Source organism: Bacillus sp. ISL-47 (assembly GCF_018613175.1).
Lineage (GTDB): Bacteria > Bacillota > Bacilli > Bacillales > Cytobacillaceae > Cytobacillus.
In genome coordinates this window covers 1-19,974 of the sequence record NZ_JAGGQS010000071.1, presented here as the reverse complement: position 1 = coordinate 19,974, position 19,974 = coordinate 1, and the positions used below count along the sequence as shown (strand labels likewise).

Genomic DNA, 19,974 nt, shown 5'->3' with positions numbered 1-19,974 from the left:
ATATATATGTATATTATATATCAATAATTAATTTTTTTATTAAATCATTTCCATACTTTCTGCATATGATTCGTATATTATTTAATTCTAGGACAAAGTCCCACCCACCCCCTATAAGTAACATAACAAAGAGGAAGCACTCACATGGGTGCTTTTTCTTATATTCATATCTGTTAAACTAAAATATTACGAATAATATTTAAAAACTTGTCCATACTAACTAAAAGGGAGGGATGGACATGAAACAAGCAATTTCTAGCATATCATTAGCATTAATACTAATTTTTTTCTATGGTCACATTGGGCAGGGGAAAGAGGATAACCTCTTATATATTTTAAATAGTTTAGATGAATTCAACGCAAATATTAGTGAATGGTCTATATATTATAAGTACAATGCTGGGTATTCAGATTCGTTAAGCACTTTTAGAGAGCACGAAGCCAAGCTAAAAAAGAATTATCCCAACTTTCAATGGGAGGAAAAAAAAGTTAAAGATCATCATATTTCAATAACTGGAAAGATAAACGGAAATAACAAAAGAGAGCAAATTGTTCTCACAGCATTAAAAGAAGGCAACAGGTATAAAATTTTACAAACATATAGTTATACCGGAGAAAATTGGTCACACGAGGAGTACCTAAAACTAACTAACAATCTAGATAACAGAAATAATCTTTATTTTACTGTAAAGTCTAAAATTACACCTGCTCAGCATCAGAAATTAAGTGATATGGCCACTACCATCTTGGATAAGCTTTCAGCTAAACCAGTTGAACAACTTGCTGAGGAGGACTTTGTTTCTGTTTCAGCATACAAAAATTCATGGGGAAACTATTTACCAACAAAAAATAAAGAAAAGATGAATTTACAATTAGGATTGAGACAAAATCCAGATGAAAAATTGATCAGCCTTACAATTGGAAGTCCTATTATTACAATTGAGTATTAATAGCAAATGGAATGTAAATGTCATTGCTTTCAAACAGGATTGAGTAAGTTACTTAAAGAATTTTTGATAAGTGAAAGCATTTTTATGACCAAAATGCAGCCACAAAAAAACTTGAACCGCAAGGAAGAAGGTAACAGGAATAATTTGTATTTATTAATACTTCCCCTTATTTTGGAAAATTAAAATACTAAATTTATGAGTTAGAAACTTAGAATATAATAGCCTTCTGTTCAAAAATGAATAGAAGGTTTTTTGTATGAAACTAAGATAATATTTTTCTTCCTCCATATTTTCTTCAAAGTTATTCTCTATAATACAATTTTGGTATAAAACGGATTAATCGCAATCAGGAGAAAATTCGCTGCCCGCATTTATCTTTAAATTTGTACCTAACTAATTAATAAACTACTTCATATAGAGGAGGAGAACATGAAAAAGTTACTAGTGTTAATAGTTATTGCTGCTATTTTTAATAGATTTCCTAATATAATCCATGCGGCTGATAGCCCAGAGGTGTCAAGTGGTACTGCTATTTTAATGGAAAAACGGGAGAAGTGTTATTTGAAAAGAAAGCAGCTGATAAGATGTATCCAGCAAGCCTGACTAAAATAGCTACGGCCATTTATGCTATTGAAAAAGGAAATTTAACTGATATTATAACGGTCGGTAAAAACCCAAGGGAAGTAGAAGGTACACGGGTCTATTTAGAGCAAGGTGAAACTGTCTCACTTAGAAAGCTAATCCAAGGATTGCTTATTAATTCGGGCAATGACGCAGGTGTCGCCATAGCAGAATATTTAGATGGTAATACAGAGGCATTTTCTAAAAACTTAAATGACTATTTAGATGAATTAGGTTTAAAGAACACGGTCTTTAAGAACCCACATGGTCTATTTAATCCTGAACACGTAACAACTGCTGAAGATTTAGCTTTGTTAACCCGGTATGTCATGGAAAATAAGGAATTCAAAGAAATTTTCGGAACAAAAGAGCTAGAGTGGAAAGGCGCATCTTGGGATACGACCTTATACACCCACCATAAGCTTATGAGAGAGTCACCATATGAAGGAGTCATAGGGGGTAAAACTGGATATGTTGATCAATCTGGCCATACATTGGTGACTGCTGCTAAAAGAAAAGAGTTGAGCTTGATTGTAGTTACACTAAATGCATCATCTCAGTATATTGCTTATGATGACACTAGGAAATTACTCGATTTTGGATTTAGTCATTTTAAAACGTCAAGTCTACCTAAAGGTACCTCATTTAAAGTGAATGATGATTTTTATACTGCCAAAAAAACTCTTTATTTTACTCAAAATATTCAAGGAGATGCACAAAACTCGATGACTGTAGATGGAAGTTTGGAAATTTTGAAGCCAAGCAAAAAATTCCTTTCTGATCTTCAGGATGTAGACTCTATTAAGAAAACTAATGAAACAAAGGAAATAGTTAAGGAATCAAAAGAACAAAATGGTAAAAAAGGGGTTAACGAAGTTTACTTATTAGGAATCGCTCTAATTTCTGCAATCGCCGCTTTTATAGTAATAAAAATTAGGATCAATAAAAAAACCATTATCAAAAAAATTCATTAATTAAATGGCTATGTAATATTGCTTTACATGAACCGGTGTTATATATTTTACCACCCAATTTTTATAAAGTTGAATCGAAGGTTAAAACTATACCGCCTGGCCTAACCTAAGGTGAAATTTATTACATCTAGGGACTAATGGGTAATTCCAAAGTAAAGTAATTACATTTGGAGGGGAAATAAAATGAAGATTTTTTATAAACTGCTGGAAAAGCGGTGGGTTATATGGATTTTATTTATAACGAATTTTTTGGGAACAATCTATGGCTACATCTGGTATGGAAATCAGCTGGCGCATACACCTCCAGAATTTCTGATTTTCGTACCTGATAGTCCGACAGCAAGTTTATTTTTTGTTTTGGTTTTAGGGGCTTTTCTGCTTAGAAAGAACTGGCCATTAATGGAGGCTTTAGCTATGGTAACCCTGTTTAAATACGGGGTTTGGGCTGTGTTTATGAATATTTTTACTTACTATGCCACTGGGTCTCTTCATTGGACTGGTTATATGCTGATTGCGTCGCATGCTGCTATGGCGATTCAGGGGCTGCTTTATGCTCCGTATTATCGAATAAAATTATGGCATTTGGCAATTGCAGCTGTATGGGTATTACATAACGATGTTATCGATTATGTGTTTTTCATGATGCCGTGGTATGGTCCCTTAAGCAACTACATTTCACAAATAGGATATTTTTCTTTTTGGTTAAGTATAGCCTCATTATTTATAGCTTATTTTATTGCCATCAAAAGAAAAGGGAGCTGAACGGCTCCCTTAATACGAAATTATATTTAGTATAAAGATTTTAATTGTGTTTACGGATAGATCCTTAGCTGGGACTGTACTTCAATGTTATCTAAATTTGTAATTATAATAGAACCTTTCTTCGAATGAGCTTCTAACGATAAAAGGGAGTTTGGGCAGATTTTTAACATTTTTCTCAGTTCCATAGGGATTGAGAGCCTCCCGTTCCTAAAAATTACTTTATTTAAATGATCGTCTTCATGGTGTCTGCTAATCACAAGCTGGCCAGCTTCCTTATATATATATACATATTCTCCATCCTTTACACTCAAAGTTTTCTTTAGTGCCACCGGGAGTGAGATTTGACCGTTTTTTGATAACTTTTTGATATACAAGGAATCTTCATCCTTTCTATACTATGAATTTCCGCTAGAATTCCATTTATATCCTATTCCCCAAACAGTAATTAAATAATGGTCTACGGGATAACCGGACTGTCTTAACTTATCTCGGATATTTCTGATATGGGAATCAATTGTCCTGTTATCAGTCCGGCCATTATTTTCCCAAATGCTGTTTAGCAGTGCCTCACGGGAAAACACATAGTTGGGGGTTTTTAGCAGGGATCCTAAAAGGGCAAATTCCTTCTGAGTTAAGGGGATTGATTTTCCGTTATAAGTCAGATCAAATCCGCTTTCATCCCATATTAACCCCTGAAAGGAAAGCCCTATCTTATTGGGGGTAGTAGCAGATGTTCTTCTTAATAAAGCCTCAACTCTTGCCAACAGTTCCTCCTCATTAAAAGGTTTGGTCATATAATCGTCTGCTCCCAGCTTAAACCCATTAAGTATATCCTTTTTTTCTTTTTTTTCTGTCAAAATTAAGATGGGGACATTTGAGACTTTCCGTATTTCTTTGCAGACCGTCCAACCATCCATTTCAGATAGTGTAATCTCCATTATCACTAACGATACATTTTCCGACGTTAGGCATGTTAATGCGTGCTTAACAGATTGAGGATGTAAACATTGATAGTACGGCAAGAAAAACTTTGTTAAAAAGTTAAGCACTCCTTGATCTTCATCAATAATCATGATCTTATTCATTGCAGTTGCTCCTCATTTGGTTATTATCCATAAAGTAACTTTACAAAAAAAATATGAAGAAATTTTGCATTATTATTAACTTCCAGTAAAATTCTTAAGTCTTTTTTGGAATAGGGAAAGGAAACCTATAAATATGCATTTTCTATGAATATTAGCTGTAGATTCAGTGGGCAGATAGCAACAGAATTAAATATAAGGAGGAAAAAAGTATTGAAGAAAACTATTAGGTATTCAATAATTGCTGATCTTTAGGAATGGTTTGGGTAATGGAACCTTCTTTCCATACCGGACAAGGGATTTTAGATGAAAAACATAAAATTGTGAAATCAGGTGGTAAGTAAATGAGCATATTTAAAAATTTTTGACCTCAAATTGAAGGCATAGCCGCAGCTGTGCCTTTTGTTAGGAGTCTTTGTAATTCTATGTCAAATATTAATTGACTCAACTAATACATAGGTTTATGGACCTTGTTTTGTATCAAATATTTTAGGTTTTCCATATTTAATAGGAAAGGGATTGCATTAAAACTATAATGAATGGACTTCTGGCCTTGTGTTTTTTGCACATTAAGTGCATATTTTTATTGTAGTCTTTATGTGATCGTTTGAAGGAGAGTGTTAGAATGAAAAAACTTGATGGACGCCTGGTTTGCAAACACTACATAAGGGAGTAAGGGTTCAGATTGTGAACATGGCCAGCGGCTTGATTAGTTTTTATTCTTCTGAAATGATCTTATAATTGGTAGCAGGAGTGAGATTTATGAAAAAGTCATTATTATTAGCAGTCCTTGGATTAACTTTAAGCCTTGCAGCATGTGGAAAGGCTGAAGAAAAAGAGACCAAGGATATCGAACAATCAGAAGGCCAAACTGATGAACAGGGAAGCGGGGGAGAGGAAGCATCCAATAGCTTTTTTGAAGTCATTGACGGGAAAATTGATCATATCCATGGGATGGGTTACCCTGGAAATCAAGGCAAGCTCTTTTTTGCAGCTCATGATGGGTTAAAAGTTTATGATAACGGAAAATGGTATAAAACAAAGGAAGAAAATAATGATTATATGGGCTTTAATGCAACAAAAGACGGTTTTTATACGAGTGGGCACCCTGGACAGGATTCAAGCCTTCCCAATCCATTAGGAATACAAAAGAGTACTGATGATGGACAGACTCTTGAACAGATAGCAGTAGAAGGTGAAACTGACTTCCATCTAATGGGAGTGGGCTATGAAAAACCGATGATTTTCCTAATGAACCTACAGAAAAATTCCATCATGGAAGCAGGAAGATTTTATCTCAGCGAAGATAACGCAACGACATGGAAGGAAGTATCGGCAAATGGCCTTGATGATAAATTGCTCAGTGTCGCTGTGCATCCACAAAAAGCTAATTATTTGGCCGCATCAGGGCAGCAAGGGATATACCTTTCAAAAGACAAAGGTGAAAACTTTGAACTGATTTCCGGAAGCGGACAAGGCACATCGGTCTTTTTTACAAACGAGAGTTTGATTTATGGCACTTATGATGGTACAGCTAAACTGACAAAGCTATCTCTATCTGATGAAACAGAAGAGGAAATACCATTGCCTGAATTGAAAGAAGATGCAGTTATGTATTTTGCCCAAAACCCAAAAAATGAACAGGAAATGGCGTTTGTTTCATTTAATGGAGACATATATCATACAACTGATGGCGCTAATAATTGGGATTCCATTGTAGAAGCAGATAAAAGTAAATAAATTAAAAAGATCGAAGGCTTGCTTCGATCTTTTTAATTTATTACACCGCACTGCTATTCCTTAACCTTAAACTGTCCCATCATCCCCGCATCTTCATGCTCTAAGATATGACAATGGTACATAAAGACTCCTTCATGGTCAAAAGTTGCGATCGCCCTTACTTTTTCGCCAGGATTAACAAGTATGGTATCCTTCCACCCTCGCTCATTAGGAGGTGGCGGGTTTCCGTTTCTGTCAAGGATCCGGAACTGTACACCATGTGCATGAAAAGGATGCGCCATACCGCCATTGTCTCCCATCATTCCACCCATCATCCCGGAACCATCATTTGAAATTTCCCATATTTCGGTGTCACCAAGTTTAACTTCTTCGTCAATTCGATTCATATCCATTTGTTTGCCGTTTATGTTTACATTCCTGCCCATTCCCTGCATGACAAATTCTCTTGTACGAACTGCACTTTCCGGATCAATCTCAGGGATATCTGTTAAGTTAGCTGGAATGGCATAATCTCTTCCTTCTTTTTCAGTGACAACAAACTTCATGAACGGAGTTCCCTGGTCAGTTAAATAAACCACATCACCTTCATTATAATCAGAGAAATCAACGATGACCTCAGCCCTTTCGGCGGAGCTCAGAATTAAGCTGCTCATTTCAGCAGGCTTTTCCAAAAAACCCCCATCACTAGCAATCTGTTGGAATGATTGGCCGCTGCTGAGTGTGAAATTGTATATTCTTGCGTTAGACCCATTTAAAAGGCGAAGCCTCACCTTTCCTCTAGGCACTTCCATGTAGGGGTTGACTGTCCCATTTACCAAAATGGCTTCTCCTTGAAGTCCCATCATTACATCATGCATCCCCAGGTTATACTCGTATTTACCATTAGCATCAAACTGTTTGTCCTGGATAATAAGCGGAACATCATCTACTCCGTATTCTTTTGGAATATCGAGGTTATCCGAAACTTCATCATCAATGTAAAACAAACCTGCAAGCCCCATGTATACCTGTTCACCTGTTGTGTGCAGAAGGTGAGGGTGATACCATAACGTGGCAGCTGGCTGTTTTATGGTGAACTGTGGATTCCAAGTATCTCCTGGCTGGATTCCGGAGTGAGGCCCGCCATCCTGATCACCGTCAACTTCAAGCCCATGCCAGTGGACAGTAGTCCCGGTACTCATATCGTTTTTCACTTTTACTGAAACTTCTTCACCTGCTCTTACTCTAATGACGGGACCCAGGTAATCTCCGTTATAGCCCAATGTCTTTGTCGCTTTGCCTTTTAAAAATTCCTTTTCGGATTCTTGGGCAGTTAAATGGAATTCAGCCTTATTAGGGTCTGGGTTCGCATCTTCTAACATAGGGGGGATTGGCAAAAGAGCGTCAAAAGAATAAACTTCATTTTCAAGGTTTTCAGGTCCATTCCCCATTCCGCCCATTTGGCCATTTGGCGTATTCCCTCCCATACCAGAAAATCTCATGAATAGAAACAGGGCTCCAAAAGCTAAGACTAAAACACTGAGAGCAATATAAATACCTTTTTTCAATCGCTTCTACCTCTTTTCAGATTTTTTCTTAGTCTTTGTAAAAGACTGTGAGAAATAGCATGAGAAAAATTTATTATACCTAGCTAAGTATTTAAAAATAATAGCCTGCTTTTATTTTTAAAAGCAACCAAAAAGGACTTCCAGTCCTAAATATGCATTTTTTGTGGAGTTTATATGAAAATGGCAGTGGTAAAAATTAAGAGGATGAAAACAAAACTTTTAGGAGGAGTGTAAAAATGCTACTACCTGCATCAGATATGGGGATTATAACTACTCATTTATCATCACATGATGGAATGATTTTTAAATTTAAATCACACTTAAAGCAAGTAAAAAATAAGCAATTAAGAAAAATACTTATACTACAACTGGGCGTCTTGCGTAGCCATACCAGAATAATGCTTGAAATGATGAATCCTGATAAAAGTGAATTCCCGGAACTTCCTGCATTAGATCATTTACCTAAGGAAGAAGACATACAGGAAATAGAAAATGAAAACAATCCAATGTCAGAAGTGCATATTGCTTTGGAAGGAAAGGCTTCTGGTGAGTCGATGGCTCAAAATAATTTTTTTTCTGCATTAAAAATGAAAGACCCTAAAGTGAAACAAATCCATGTTGAGATGGCACTCCAACAGGTGAAAATAGTAGAAGAAATAACGAAGTTTTTAAAAGAGCAAAACGCGGATATAATACCACTGAGTAATGCAGAGGAACAAAATAAAGTAATAAAACACTTTCAACATATAATGGGAGAATGATCGAAAATAATTAATTTTTTTTGAGGTGAAATGATGAATCAGGAATCAAGCCATAGTATGCATGGACATGAATCTCATGTCCATTCGGAACCTGCAATTCGTATAGATGATATACAAACAAATTGGGTTATCAGTCCTGCTGAAATTAGTCCTAATCAGGAAACTGAAATTTCTTTATCGATCAAAAGTGACGGAAAAATATTAACATCTTTTTCAGCTGTACATGAAAAACAGATGCACATGCTTGTTATAAGTCACGATCTAAGTATTTTTCAGCATTTGCACCCCAATTATGATGGAGAAGGCAAGTTTAGTGTGAAGACTACCTTTCCAAAAGCAGGAAAGTATAAAATATTTGCTGATTTCCTTCCGGAAGGTTCTGCGCAGCAGCTTGCCAAGTATGACGTAATAGTTGAAGGCGAGGAACAGAATGAAACAGTTAATCCTGATAAGGAGTTAAAAAAGGCTGTAGATGACTTAGTGTTTGAGTTAAAGTTCGATGATTTGGCCGTAAAAAAGCATATATTGATGACATTCACTGTTACGGACCGCAAAGGCCATAAAATTAAGGAGTTGGAACCTTATCTTGGATCTGCAGGACATGTAGTCATTGTAAGTGAAAAAATGGACGAGTTTCTCCATGTCCATCCAAAAGATGAGGCCACTAAAGGACCGGATGTTGAATACATGACTACCTTCCCTAGTTCAGGCAAATATAAAATTTGGGGACAATTTAAATACCTTGGCAAGCTTTATACGGTTCCATTTATTATAAATGTTCCTAGTAAGTAAATAATAAAAATAGCCTAACGGTAAAATAGGGCACACTTATAAGGTGTGCCTTATTTGATTAAAGATAACATTTATTATTCATAACCTTCTCAGGAACGGAGGGAAGATATTGAAAGAAGAAGTTGTAGATGCAAAATTGAAAAATGTTCAATCAAACAAAGACAGGCTGAAAATTATTACAGTACTTGCCATACCCGCTGTAATCGAAAATTTTTTCCAAACCATCCTTGGTTTTGTAGATACCTATTTCGTTTCAAAGCTTGGGCTGGCAGAAGTGTCAGCCGTAGGAGTCACCAATGCTGTTCTTGCCATCTATTTTGCTTTATTTATGGCAATTGGGGTTGCTGCGAATGTAAGAATTGCTAATTTTCTTGGTGCAAATCTGCCGGAAAAGGCAAGGCATATATCACAGCAGTCTATTGTCCTGGCGATTTTGTTTGGATTGCTTACTGGTGTGGCAACCTTATTTTTTGCGGAGCCCTTATTAAAGCTAATGGGGATTGAAGCTGATGTTCTGGAGGCTGGGTCTCTTTATTTTAGGATCGTCGGCATTCCCTCGATCTTTATGTCTTTAATGTTTGTCTTGAGTGCAATCCTGCGAGGGGCAGGAGACACAAAAACACCGATGAAAGTTAGTATCATTATTAATATTGTTAATGCCGTATTGGATTATGTTTTGATATTCGGCTTTTTATTCATTCCTGAAATGGAAATTGTAGGAGCTGCCCTTGCTACTGTATTTTCCCGTGTTGTTGGAAGTGCAGCACTCTTATATTACTTAAACCGGTCAGAGATTCTTGCTTTTCGCAAGGACTATTGGAAGCTGGATAAAGTGCATTTAATGGAGTTGACGACGCTTGGAGCACCAGCAGCAGGTGAACGGTTAGTCATGCGTGCTGGCCAAATCGTTTATTTCGGATTCGTTGTGGCACTCGGAACAAATGCCTTTGCAGCCCATCAAATCGCAGGAAATATTGAAGTCTTTTCTTATATGATTGGTTATGGGTTCGCAACGGCAGCAACCATACTGGTCGGACAGCAAATTGGCGCAGGCAACCTAGATGAAGCGAGACGATATGCCAAACTTACAACCGTCTTAACTTTAGCATCTATGACTGCCCTGGGGGCTATGTTATTCTTTCTCGGTGATTGGGCGGGAAGTTTCTTTACAGAGGATCAGGAGGTCATCGGAAATATTGGTACAGCACTGAAGATATCAGGCATTTTTCAACCCTTCTTAGCTGTCCTTATGGTATTAACAGGTGCTTTCCAAGGTGCAAACAATACAAAATTTCCAATGTACCTGACAGCTGTTGGCATGTGGGCTGTACGCACCGTTCTTGTGTATGTATTAGGGATCATGCTAGGCTGGGGCTTGGCAGGAGTCTGGATTGCAATTGGCGCTGATATAGCATTCAGGGCAATTGTGCTGGTTATTCAGTTCCACAGAGGAAAATGGATGGCTCTCGAAAAAGCACCGGAGGCAGAATCTGAATGCCATCCGCAGACAACAAAGGAAACGATGTCGTCTTGTGTAAACAACTATTAAAATCTGATTATTGCTAAGTACCAAATGAAAGAATCTATGTGCTTTTTTAATGAAAAAGGACCAAAAAAGGTCCTTTTTCATTTCTATAATAATTAGGGGGATCTTTATTATATATTAAAGGTTTGCATGATTTATGGATTAAACTTAAAATTTATAAAAAGCAGCAGTACTTTTTCAACAAACGAGTAAAATCAAAATTTCTTCTGTATTTACATAGCAGGATAGCCGGAATTTATTAAAGTCATTACAGCAAACCAGCCAAAAACAAGGAAGCTGCCTAATCCAAATAGCACACCTAGAAAATTTTTATTTTTCAATGCACTAATTGTTCCAAAACCAGCAAGCAAAGCGACTAGTCCAAATATAATTACAATGCCCATCCAAAACACTCCTTTCTTATGATTTATTGACCTCTCAAAAAAAGCGACCTTTATTAAGGCCGCTTTTCTGTGTCTAGCGGTAGTATTATTACTACTCTGGTTTATTGTTAGCATTTGGATTAGGGGTAAAACTTGGCTTAAATCCGTCGTACTTAACCATATTTACCATTCCAGCTGTAGCGTGGTGAAGATCATGACAGTGGAATAGCCAATTGCCTGGGTTATCGGCTTTAAACGCAACAACGTATTCATCACCTGGTTTTAAGTTAATCGTATCTTTCATGATCGGGGATCCTTCTATAGGTTTCCCGTTTTTGCTAAGAACCTGGAAGAAGTGACCGTGCAGGTGCATAGGGTGATCATCCATCTTAGAGTTATTAGTCAGTGTTACCTTAACGAGATCGCCTTCCTTAACATTTATGTTATCTGTATCAGGGAAAGTTTTGCCGTTAATCGTATAGGCCATATCGCTGCCATCCATCGCTGTATTTAGATCCATTTTATATTCAACATCGTAATTCTGATCCAGTGAAAATTCCCCTTGTTCAGAAGCGCCATAGTTAACAAACGTGAATTCTGGAAGTTCTTCAGACTGATTAGATTTATCAGTTGAGTTAGAAGAGTTTTCATATTGAATTTTTGTCTTCATCCCACTTGTGCCTTCCATGTCACCGTGGCACTCGATGAACCATTCACCAGGGTTGTCCGCAGTAAACTCAATGTCATATCGCTCACCTGGTGCTATTGAGATCACTTGATCTTTGATTTCTTTTGGTTCATTTAGTTCTTGTCCGTCGATGGCTGCCACTTTAAAATCATGGCCATGCAGATGGATTTTATGAGACATAAACCCTACATTGACAAGACGAATCCTCACCTTTTCTCCTTCTTTTACCTTTAAAGGCTCAATGCTGTCGCCGCTTTTGCCATTTATCGTAAAGATATCGTAAGCACTCATATCGTGGCCCATCTCGCCCATTCCATTCATGCTGTCATTGCTATCTGACTCCATACTGCCGTGATCCATACCGTTCATACTTGAATCCTCTGAATCAGTCTCTTTACCGCTGTCTTCTTCTGACCCCATGTTACTGTGATCCATACCTTCCATGCTGGATTCACCCTCTTCAGGTTTGCTCATCCACTCATCAAGCATGAGAGTATAGTCACGATCATAGGTCTTCTCTTTTGGTTCTACAATAAAAGAACCGTAAAGACCTTTATCCATTTGCTCAACAGCATTTTGATGGGTATGGTACATGTATGTTCCGGGGTCCTCAGGTGTAAATTCATATGTGAAGGTTTCACCTGGCTGGACGGCATTTTGTGTTACACCCGGGATGCCATCCATTTCGTTTGGAACTGTAATCCCATGCCAATGTATTGTTACAGGTGTGTCTAATTCATTTTTAAGGTTGATTTTTACTTTTTCCCCTTGCTTTACCCGAATTTGGGAGCCGGGAACAGAGCCATTGAATGTCAGTGCATTCACGCTAACACTCTCATTCAACTGGTGTTTGCCTTCTTTAGCAACTATATTAAATTCTTTTCCTGTAAGTGTTTCAGTAGCATTCGTTTTTTGTAGTCCCTCAACCTGTTCTTTTTCATTAGCATCATTATTATTTTCTTCTTCCATGTCCATGTTCCCATGGTCCATACCACTCATATCTCCGCTTTGCTGTGAAGAACAAGCAGCCAAAAAAAGGATGGCAAAAAATAATATAGCAAGTAGTTTAAGTTTCATGACTGAATACCTCCTGTATTTATTCAAACAAATCATAATAAAAATAAGTGCAGAAATTATGGATAAAAAATTTTTTAAGGAATTTTTATTTTATACAATGAGCATTTGGCTCTTTGTTAACACAAAATTCATATTTGGTACAGGCACTTTCTGGGGAACTCAGAAATTTCTGCAAAAAATAGTGTTAACATAAATCCAAAGTAAGGGAGGTGGCGAAAATGGATAAATGGAGCAGACGAACATTTATTTCAAAAACGCTTAAAGGAACGGCGGGGGTATTTGCCATTTCAATTCTTCCTCTGGGTTTGACAGCATGCAGCAACAGGGAAAGGGTGGATACAAGTACGATGGCCAGCTTAGGGCCTATCAGTGAACTGGAAATGGGGGAATTCCCTAAGAAAGTACCTTATAAAACAACAGTTCAGGATGCATGGGTTGAACAAGAAATGGAGGGCTTTGTATACATCAATAAAAACAATAATGATAATTCTTTAATTATAATGTCACCTGTATGTACACATTTAGGATGTATTGCAGGAACTACAGAAGAATCCAAGAAGGAAGAAGAAGGAGTAACATTTTACTGCCCCTGTCATGGAGGAAGGTATGACGAATTTGGTATTAATGTCGGAGGACCCCCGCCAAGACCGCTGGATGTTTTCAAAACGTATATCCAAAACGGCAATGTGTATATAGCCATACTTAGCCCAATCAAACGGGAAAAGTCAAAAGGATGAACGGAGCTGATGTCATATGTCATGCTGTTCCAATAAGAAAGAAAAAATCGAAAAAAAGAAAATACCACCGGGCTTATTCTTAATTATCTGGTCTTTGCTTGTGGGAGTGATAGCTTTATTGAGTTTATTATTTAGATAAAAACATAGTTCTAAATGAACAGGCTGCGGTTTGGTCTGTTCATTTTTTTTGCGGTGAAAATTTTTATCATACATTCTAAATATGGAGATTTAATGGATTTCAAAAGATTGTTAGATTTTTTGAAAATATATTTGGTTAAGTGAAATAAATCACTTTTATACTCTTGCTTAGTTATTATGCTTTCCTTAAATTCGAAAGGGAGGAACCTATCATGAGTAATGTAAAAAAGAGTATATTTATTTTTCTTTTGATGTTAGGAGTGATACTGGCAGGATGCAGTTCAGCAAGTAATGCAGGGGATGAGGGAAAAAGTGAAGAGGAGCCTTTATCAAAAGTTAAAGATCAAGAACAGCAAGAAAATGAGAATGTTGAAGAGGCCGACCAGAAGACAGCTGTCCAATATTATTATACCGCAAATGAAGGAGGCAGCATCTCTAAAATAAATGCAGCTGACAATTCGATTGTATCGACAATAGAAGTAGAAGGATCCGTTCATAATGTACAGGTTTCACCAGATGGAAATATGATTGGGGCAACGGTTGTGCCAAGTATGGGAGGACATGGCGGAGATGACGTTGGCCATGGAGAAGAAATGGAAATGAGTGCAAAAGCGCTTTTTTACAGCATTGAGAGCGATGAACTAATCCAGGAGGTCGAAGTCGGAAATCACCCTGCCCATATTGTTTTTACTGAGGATGGGAAGTATGCTGCTGTAACCAACAATGAAGACAATAATGTGACTGTCATTGATATGGTGAGCTTTAATGTTGTTAATACAGTAGAGACAGGGAAAGGACCACATGGATTCAGAATTTCGGCAGATAGCACGAAAGCTTATATTGCAAACATGGGTGAAGATACAGTCAGTGTTGTTAACCTTGAAACCATGAAGGAAGAAAAGCAAATTAAAGTGGGAACAGCTCCTGTCACTACGGGTGTTACCTCTGATGGAAAAACCCTGGTCGCTACTTTAAACGGAGAAAATGCTCTCGCTGTTGTTGACTTGGCTACTGATAAGGTAGAAAAGATTCCCGTGGGCACTGGTCCTGCCCAAGTTTACATTGATGTGAATGATCAGTACGCTTATGTTGCTAACCAAGGAACAGAAGAAGCTCCTTCCAACAGTGTTACAGTAATCGATCTTGCTGCAAAGAAAGCCACAGCTGAAATTGAAACCGGAAAAGGATCGCATGGAGTCGTAGCAAGTCCGGATAATAAGAGGGTGTATGTTACCAATATGTTTGAAGATACGGTCAGCATCATCGATAAAGAACAGAATAAAGTAATTGATACAATTAAAGTAAGGGGAGTGCCGAATGGGATTAGCATTACAAATTAATTTATTTGCTATATCTATATAAGTGCAAAAAGCCGCCTAATTAATATAAAATAGGCGGCCTTCATTCTTTTATCTTTTTATCGGTTATGAATACTGAGAGACCAGTATCCATTTGTTAAGTTAAAAAATAACAAGTTGTTTTTAAAAAAATTCTAGTCATACTATTCAACAATCGGGTCAGATTGTGGAGTAACTGATATGTCGTAGTAGACACATACTGCGCAGTAAAGGTGTTAACTTTTAAGGTGACTTTGTAAAAAAAGTACTTAAAGTAACGAGGCAGGTTTGTTGAGGAGTAGTGAATATCTTGGATTTTTTCTAGTTCAATAGTTTTTTCGTATACATAAATTGGATTTCACTGGTGATTCTGAAACTATTCTGGAGTTTATTCGTAAAATTATATTGAGAGGAGGAAGTTAGTTGAAAAAATTGTTAATTCTGGTTATCCCCTTTTTAACCATATTCTTTATAAGTGCCTGTAAGCAAACCAATTTCGAAGATGAAGCGTTGCAGATAGGCAAGGAATATAAAGAAATGCAATATACCATTAAAGATTATGAAAATCCACCAGATATTACTGAGAAAAGTAAGACTTATTTAACAGAGGACGAATACGAAAGAACCTTGGCTAATCGGGTATTCGAACTGATAACAGAAGCTGCCGTCGCACAAAAAATATCTATTGAACCCGAAGATATTGTATTTGAAAAATTTGATACCGAAAATGAAAAAGATAAAATTCGATTGAATTACAAAATGATAATCATAGGTAAAGAGAACTCTGGAGAAGTACGATTCAGGATGAAAACAAAAGGGCAAATGACTGTTATCCAAACAGAAGATGGCATAAAAATTAGCAGAGATTGGGATGAATCCATCTCACAAAATGAATTACCGAAACTTCATTCTGAGTAATTGTGCAAGTTTATGTTCAAGATCAGCTGCCCAACCTGGCGGCTGTTTATGTTCAACTAAAGGGCAGTTTTATGGAAAAGTTGTTTTGAACCAAAATAAACAATTTAGGTCAAGGAGGAATTTGAAGAGAGAATTTTATTAAAAACGGCTTTATATTCCTTTATTATTAATAATGGTTCTGATACAAAGGGTTAGATGTTCCAAAATAATGAAATTGTTGGTATACCTTTTCCATAGATAAGTAATAAAGTGTAAAACCACGCATTTAATAAATTGGATATATAGAGGTATTTGAGAACTAAATTATAAAGTGTAAAACTAATGAATCACTTTGGTTTAAAGCTGCCAAATCAGTTACACAAAAAAATAAGAGACAGAGGGATGAACATGAAAAAAGTATTCGGCACAATCGGATTAGGAGTACTCGCACTTGGAGTATTAATAGGAGCTGGGAATCCAACAGAAGAAAAGTTTCACCAAGGGGAAATACCCCTTAAAGTTTACAAATCTGAATCTACTGGAGTCGAAGTGGAGGTTCATGCTGCTAATCCTGATAATGCTGAAAAGATAAAAGAGGAACAAGGGTGGACAGACAATGAGCCTGTTACAATCGTTAAATAACCCACTAGATTTAGAAGAATGGAAGAGCTCAACATAAATAAATAAAAAATTCTCTCTTCCTACTTCATTAGGGTGATTTTGTTCAAGGACAGCTGCTGATATTCAGGTTTTTCGTGGCTTTTTTAATTAACTAAAGAGGGAGCATTCCTGTTATAAGTTTGTGAAGAAATGTACTTAAACAACCGGTGCTTTAGTTCAACAAGAACTTGTCATTTTTAAACTGGATCTTTTGCTACGCAGTACGAAGAAAATATGCACTAAGAATAAGTAGGTTTCTCAACTAAATTGTGCTTATATTCAAGATGAGCTGCAGAACAAGCAGCTTTTTTCTTTTTGAAAGGGAGTACAGTTCAACAACTATTGCTACATCAGGAGACAGGTTCTGGATGCTCTTTAGAAATTTAAAAAACCATCTACATACTTAAAAAATATAGATGGTGTATGTAAAATATTCTTTTTTAAGGTTGGCAACATAAATTTCCTTCGCCCTTTTCGAGAGCAGATTTTAGACTATCAAGAACTCCTGACCAAGCCATTTGGTGCCACTTAATTGCTTTAGCCCAGTCCTCATTATCTTTAAATCCAGTATGTTCGATGATCACTTTGGTTGAATCCTCGTTGATTGATTTGAACCTTACATTAACATTTGTTAATTCATTTTCATTGTTCATTAATGTCTCAAATTGGTCTGGTCCTTTCCAAGTAAAATGTAGCTCTTTTTCATTAATAAGTTTTGTGATTTTACAACCCTTCGTATTCATACCCTCACTATTTCCAGGTATAAAGTAAAGTTCGTATGCACCACCTTCTTTAGCTTCTACAACTGTTTCAGGTGCAAACCATTCAGAAACTCTTTCAGAAATTGTCCAGGCAAACCATACTAAATTTAATGGTGCATTAATTGTCACCTCTTTAATAATAGCTTTATCATTTGCGGTAGTTGTCAATAGAACCTCTCCTTTTGTAGAATAATTACCCTTAAATAGTATCACTATTGGGAAAATTTTGAAAGGGTAATTGTTTCGTAACCTTATTAAACTAAAGAGGGCGTTATATGTAGTATGATTTTCCACCGTATTCAACGTAAGTAAAGATACGAAAAATGCCAAATTTGTATCTTTGTAGAAGCATTATATATAGTAAATAATTATAGTTATTAACGTTAACAAACATAGGACTTTACGTGGAGAGGTGGGTATGATAGGCTTGGATGCCTGATGAAACAACGGCTTCAGGCTTTCAAGACCAATCATGCCCACAGAGGCTCCACGTCAAGTTCTTAAACGCCTATCAATGGTTACATGGAAACAATGATAAAGGGTGCATCATATCAATGTTTTAGATCAGATACTATATATAACTGCACGATTCTTCAATAATGCAGTATTGCTTTTTCTTATTCGACTAACGAAGCAGTTTAGTGGAACAAGACTTTGAAGGAGAATAAGGAGTTCAAGTTGAATAAGTAATAAAACCTGGAGGTGCTGTCGTGCAGAGTTTTGTATATCATATGGTTCCTAAAGAGATGAAGGGAGACAAACTAATTCCTCTGAATTCTTTAAAAAAATCTCATCCTAATATGTATAACAGGTATTCGAAAAAGTATTTCGACCATCCAGAGAGAACAAAGTTACTGACAAGACAGATTCCTAAACTTAATTGTTTATGGAATGATGTTCTTCATTTTTTACCCCTACATCCGTATTACGTCTATGAAGCATTAACCAGCCTAGGTATAAAAACAAAAGAGGGTCAACTCTTTTTCAAAATTCCCATTGAGAAACTCAAAAATAATAAGAATGCTTATTACCTTTACACAAAAGAAAAATACAGAGGTCCTGCTGAAGATATAGCGGAGGACGAAATTAAGCTATTGGATATTGAGAATTATAGAGAAATTAAAACAATACCAAGAGATACATTTGAATATTACAAAATTCAAAATGAAAAAAGTAACAGATTTGGTTTGTTCCCTTTCATACCACATTTATTAAGTATTGGTGAAGTTGAGATAAAAGATGTAGAAACAGTAACTTGGAACCTACTTGAATGAGTTAGTGAGTGGAGCTGTCTTTTTAGGCAGCTTTTCTTATTGTACTAAAGGGGAAGTTTAGCTGAAGAAGGTTAATTAAAAACAAGCAGAGAATTATAATGTATATAAATGCACAGGGAAAGATTTTGATGAAGAAGCATATCTCAATTGAAGTTGATTTAGAAACTTTAGAAAACAGACAAAACGTTACTGGGGATATTTACTTCGTTATTGACCACCATCGTTATTTTCCAGAGGAAGGATGGTCTGATTTTGTTGTTACTATATTAACCTGGTGGATAAATTCTATTAAAGGGTTAATTGTTTCTGATTTCGGAAAACCTTTTGAGTTTGATTTTATGGACGGCACTCCAATTGTTTTAGCTAAGAAGTTAGATAATGAAGATTTAGAATTAAGCTTTTGCATAGATGAGGGAGTAAAACACCAAGTAATTCTAACTGCAAATTGTTCAATTAAAGAAGTTAGAGATTCAATCCTATCTGTTTCAAAAAAAGTAATCAGGTTATTTGAAAGCGAAAAATGGAACAGGGAAGACATAGATGAACTTAAGGACTTAGTTTTATCCTTAGAACGATACCCATTTTCTTATTGCGAATGGGTGTAAGAGTCCAGAGTATGCTAACAACCAGGCGGCACTTTATTCGGCTAAAGGGGAAGGTTCGTTTAGGAAAGGGGTTTTTATGAATTACTCTGAACTACTTCAATATCAAGGTTATATTTACTTAAACTCAATATTCGAACCCGAGGATAACACGTTAATCATTGATATTGACCGTTGTAAAACAAATGATATTATAGTCGGTGAAAATGATACTTCATCATCTTATGGCTCCATATATGCGGACGAAACACTCCCCATTATTCGACTTAAATTTGATTGGTACATTGCTTACTCAATTAGAAATGAGAGTTTTACTACAATGGATGAGTACGAGCTTTATGAAGGAAGGGTTTTTTCGCTTTATTCAAAATCCCGATACCTTGACTTTATTGAAGTCGGCACTATAGCTGGCGAAATTTATCCTGGACCGCTCAAACATTATGGGATAAATGCTTTAAATCACATAATTGATGTAATATCGACTGAACCACCAAGCATTTCTGTAATACAAAGAAATGATCAAAAGAGTAAGGGGAACAGCAGGTTTTGAAGAAATGTACTTAAACTCCCTCAGTTTAATTCGATTTACTCTTAAATACTCGCTTATTCGCAGGATTTCAAATCCACATGTAAGAACAATGACGAATTTATGGAATGAGTATTAGA

General features: G+C 36.4%; 21 protein-coding genes. 15 read left to right on the top strand and 6 right to left on the bottom strand.

Annotated features, from left to right (window positions below; all coding sequences use genetic code 11):
• The first annotated feature begins 239 nt into the window (after positions 1 to 239).
• The 4 genes from J7I93_RS22285 to lhaT all read left to right on the top strand — a co-directional run bounded on the left by J7I93_RS22285 (position 240) and on the right by lhaT (position 3,307).
• Positions 240 to 950, top strand: a complete 711-nt coding sequence (locus J7I93_RS22285) for a YwmB family TATA-box binding protein (RefSeq protein WP_214728635.1) — start codon at positions 240 to 242, stop codon at positions 948 to 950.
• Positions 951 to 1,379: 429 nt separating this feature from the next.
• The gene (locus tag J7I93_RS25265; RefSeq protein ID WP_214988774.1) at positions 1,380 to 1,553 is read left to right on the top strand and encodes a hypothetical protein; all 174 of its coding nucleotides are present in this window, start codon (positions 1,380 to 1,382) and stop codon (positions 1,551 to 1,553) included.
• The gene (locus J7I93_RS22280; protein ID WP_251025954.1) at positions 1,535 to 2,545 is read left to right on the top strand and encodes a D-alanyl-D-alanine carboxypeptidase family protein; all 1,011 of its coding nucleotides are present in this window, start codon (positions 1,535 to 1,537) and stop codon (positions 2,543 to 2,545) included. The genes J7I93_RS25265 and J7I93_RS22280 overlap by 19 nt, the downstream gene beginning before the upstream one ends.
• Positions 2,546 to 2,728: 183 nt before the next feature.
• Positions 2,729 to 3,307, top strand: coding sequence for a lipoprotein heptaprenylglyceryl N-acetyltransferase LhaT (lhaT, locus tag J7I93_RS22275; RefSeq protein WP_214728633.1), 579 nt, complete (start codon positions 2,729 to 2,731; stop codon positions 3,305 to 3,307).
• A gap of 50 nt (positions 3,308 to 3,357) precedes the next feature.
• Here the strand turns inward: lhaT and J7I93_RS22270 are convergent, their stop codons facing one another.
• On the bottom strand, positions 3,358 to 3,681 hold the full coding sequence (locus J7I93_RS22270; protein WP_214728631.1) for an AbrB/MazE/SpoVT family DNA-binding domain-containing protein: 324 nt from the start codon (positions 3,679 to 3,681) through the stop codon (positions 3,358 to 3,360).
• A 21-nt stretch (positions 3,682 to 3,702) separates the two neighbouring features.
• Positions 3,703 to 4,392 carry a response regulator transcription factor gene (locus J7I93_RS22265; RefSeq protein WP_214728629.1) on the bottom strand — a complete coding sequence of 230 codons (690 nt, stop codon included), beginning with the start codon at positions 4,390 to 4,392 and terminating at the stop codon, positions 3,703 to 3,705.
• Positions 4,393 to 5,151: 759 nt separating this feature from the next.
• Here J7I93_RS22265 and J7I93_RS22260 point away from each other — a divergent pair.
• Positions 5,152 to 6,129 carry a F510_1955 family glycosylhydrolase gene (locus J7I93_RS22260; RefSeq protein ID WP_214728627.1) on the top strand — a complete coding sequence of 326 codons (978 nt, stop codon included), beginning with the start codon at positions 5,152 to 5,154 and terminating at the stop codon, positions 6,127 to 6,129.
• Between the two features lie 53 nt (positions 6,130 to 6,182).
• On the opposite strand, the gene J7I93_RS22255 is transcribed toward J7I93_RS22260, so the two are convergent.
• Positions 6,183 to 7,676 carry a multicopper oxidase family protein gene (locus tag J7I93_RS22255; RefSeq protein WP_214988772.1) on the bottom strand — a complete coding sequence of 498 codons (1,494 nt, stop codon included), beginning with the start codon at positions 7,674 to 7,676 and terminating at the stop codon, positions 6,183 to 6,185.
• A 236-nt stretch (positions 7,677 to 7,912) separates the two neighbouring features.
• On the opposite strand from J7I93_RS22255, the gene J7I93_RS22250 reads away from it, so the two are divergent.
• From J7I93_RS22250 to J7I93_RS22240, 3 genes are all read left to right on the top strand, one after another.
• On the top strand, positions 7,913 to 8,437 hold the full coding sequence (locus J7I93_RS22250) for a hypothetical protein (RefSeq protein WP_214728625.1): 525 nt from the start codon (positions 7,913 to 7,915) through the stop codon (positions 8,435 to 8,437).
• Positions 8,438 to 8,467: 30 nt separating this feature from the next.
• Positions 8,468 to 9,229: a hypothetical protein gene (locus J7I93_RS22245; RefSeq protein ID WP_251025953.1), complete on the top strand. Its 762-nt coding sequence runs from the start codon at positions 8,468 to 8,470 to the stop codon at positions 9,227 to 9,229.
• Positions 9,230 to 9,338: 109 nt separating this feature from the next.
• Positions 9,339 to 10,778 (top strand): MATE family efflux transporter, encoded by a 1,440-nt coding sequence (locus J7I93_RS22240; RefSeq protein ID WP_214728623.1) that lies wholly within the window; start codon positions 9,339 to 9,341, stop codon positions 10,776 to 10,778.
• 209 nt (positions 10,779 to 10,987) lie between these two features.
• Here J7I93_RS22240 and J7I93_RS22235 read toward each other — a convergent pair whose 3' ends face one another.
• Complete coding sequence (locus J7I93_RS22235; RefSeq protein ID WP_214728621.1) at positions 10,988 to 11,158, bottom strand: DUF2759 domain-containing protein; 171 nt, start codon at positions 11,156 to 11,158, stop codon at positions 10,988 to 10,990.
• A 91-nt stretch (positions 11,159 to 11,249) separates the two neighbouring features.
• On the bottom strand, positions 11,250 to 12,902 hold the full coding sequence (locus tag J7I93_RS22230; protein WP_214728619.1) for a multicopper oxidase family protein: 1,653 nt from the start codon (positions 12,900 to 12,902) through the stop codon (positions 11,250 to 11,252).
• A gap of 218 nt (positions 12,903 to 13,120) precedes the next feature.
• Between J7I93_RS22230 and J7I93_RS22225 the strand changes: the two genes are divergently transcribed.
• The 4 genes from J7I93_RS22225 to J7I93_RS22210 all read left to right on the top strand — a co-directional run bounded on the left by J7I93_RS22225 (position 13,121) and on the right by J7I93_RS22210 (position 16,653).
• On the top strand, positions 13,121 to 13,639 hold the full coding sequence (locus J7I93_RS22225) for a QcrA and Rieske domain-containing protein (protein ID WP_214728617.1): 519 nt from the start codon (positions 13,121 to 13,123) through the stop codon (positions 13,637 to 13,639).
• Between the two features lie 350 nt (positions 13,640 to 13,989).
• A complete protein-coding gene (locus J7I93_RS22220) occupies positions 13,990 to 15,117 on the top strand; it encodes a YncE family protein (RefSeq protein ID WP_214728615.1) in 1,128 nt (375 codons plus the stop codon).
• 420 nt (positions 15,118 to 15,537) lie between these two features.
• Entirely contained in the window at positions 15,538 to 16,032 is a 495-nt protein-coding gene (locus J7I93_RS22215) for a hypothetical protein (protein ID WP_214728613.1), read from the top strand.
• A gap of 381 nt (positions 16,033 to 16,413) precedes the next feature.
• A complete protein-coding gene (locus tag J7I93_RS22210; protein ID WP_214728611.1) occupies positions 16,414 to 16,653 on the top strand; it encodes a hypothetical protein in 240 nt (79 codons plus the stop codon).
• Between the two features lie 458 nt (positions 16,654 to 17,111).
• Here J7I93_RS22210 and J7I93_RS22205 read toward each other — a convergent pair whose 3' ends face one another.
• The gene (locus J7I93_RS22205; protein WP_214728609.1) at positions 17,112 to 17,600 is read right to left on the bottom strand and encodes an SRPBCC family protein; all 489 of its coding nucleotides are present in this window, start codon (positions 17,598 to 17,600) and stop codon (positions 17,112 to 17,114) included.
• Positions 17,601 to 18,142: 542 nt separating this feature from the next.
• Here J7I93_RS22205 and J7I93_RS22200 point away from each other — a divergent pair.
• The 3 genes from J7I93_RS22200 (at position 18,143) to J7I93_RS22190 (ending at position 19,858) form a co-directional block, all read left to right on the top strand.
• A complete protein-coding gene (locus tag J7I93_RS22200) occupies positions 18,143 to 18,706 on the top strand; it encodes a group-specific protein (RefSeq protein WP_214728607.1) in 564 nt (187 codons plus the stop codon).
• A gap of 98 nt (positions 18,707 to 18,804) precedes the next feature.
• Positions 18,805 to 19,311: a hypothetical protein gene (locus J7I93_RS22195; protein ID WP_214728605.1), complete on the top strand. Its 507-nt coding sequence runs from the start codon at positions 18,805 to 18,807 to the stop codon at positions 19,309 to 19,311.
• A gap of 76 nt (positions 19,312 to 19,387) precedes the next feature.
• Positions 19,388 to 19,858: a hypothetical protein gene (locus J7I93_RS22190; protein ID WP_214728602.1), complete on the top strand. Its 471-nt coding sequence runs from the start codon at positions 19,388 to 19,390 to the stop codon at positions 19,856 to 19,858.
• Positions 19,859 to 19,974 lie beyond the last annotated feature (116 nt).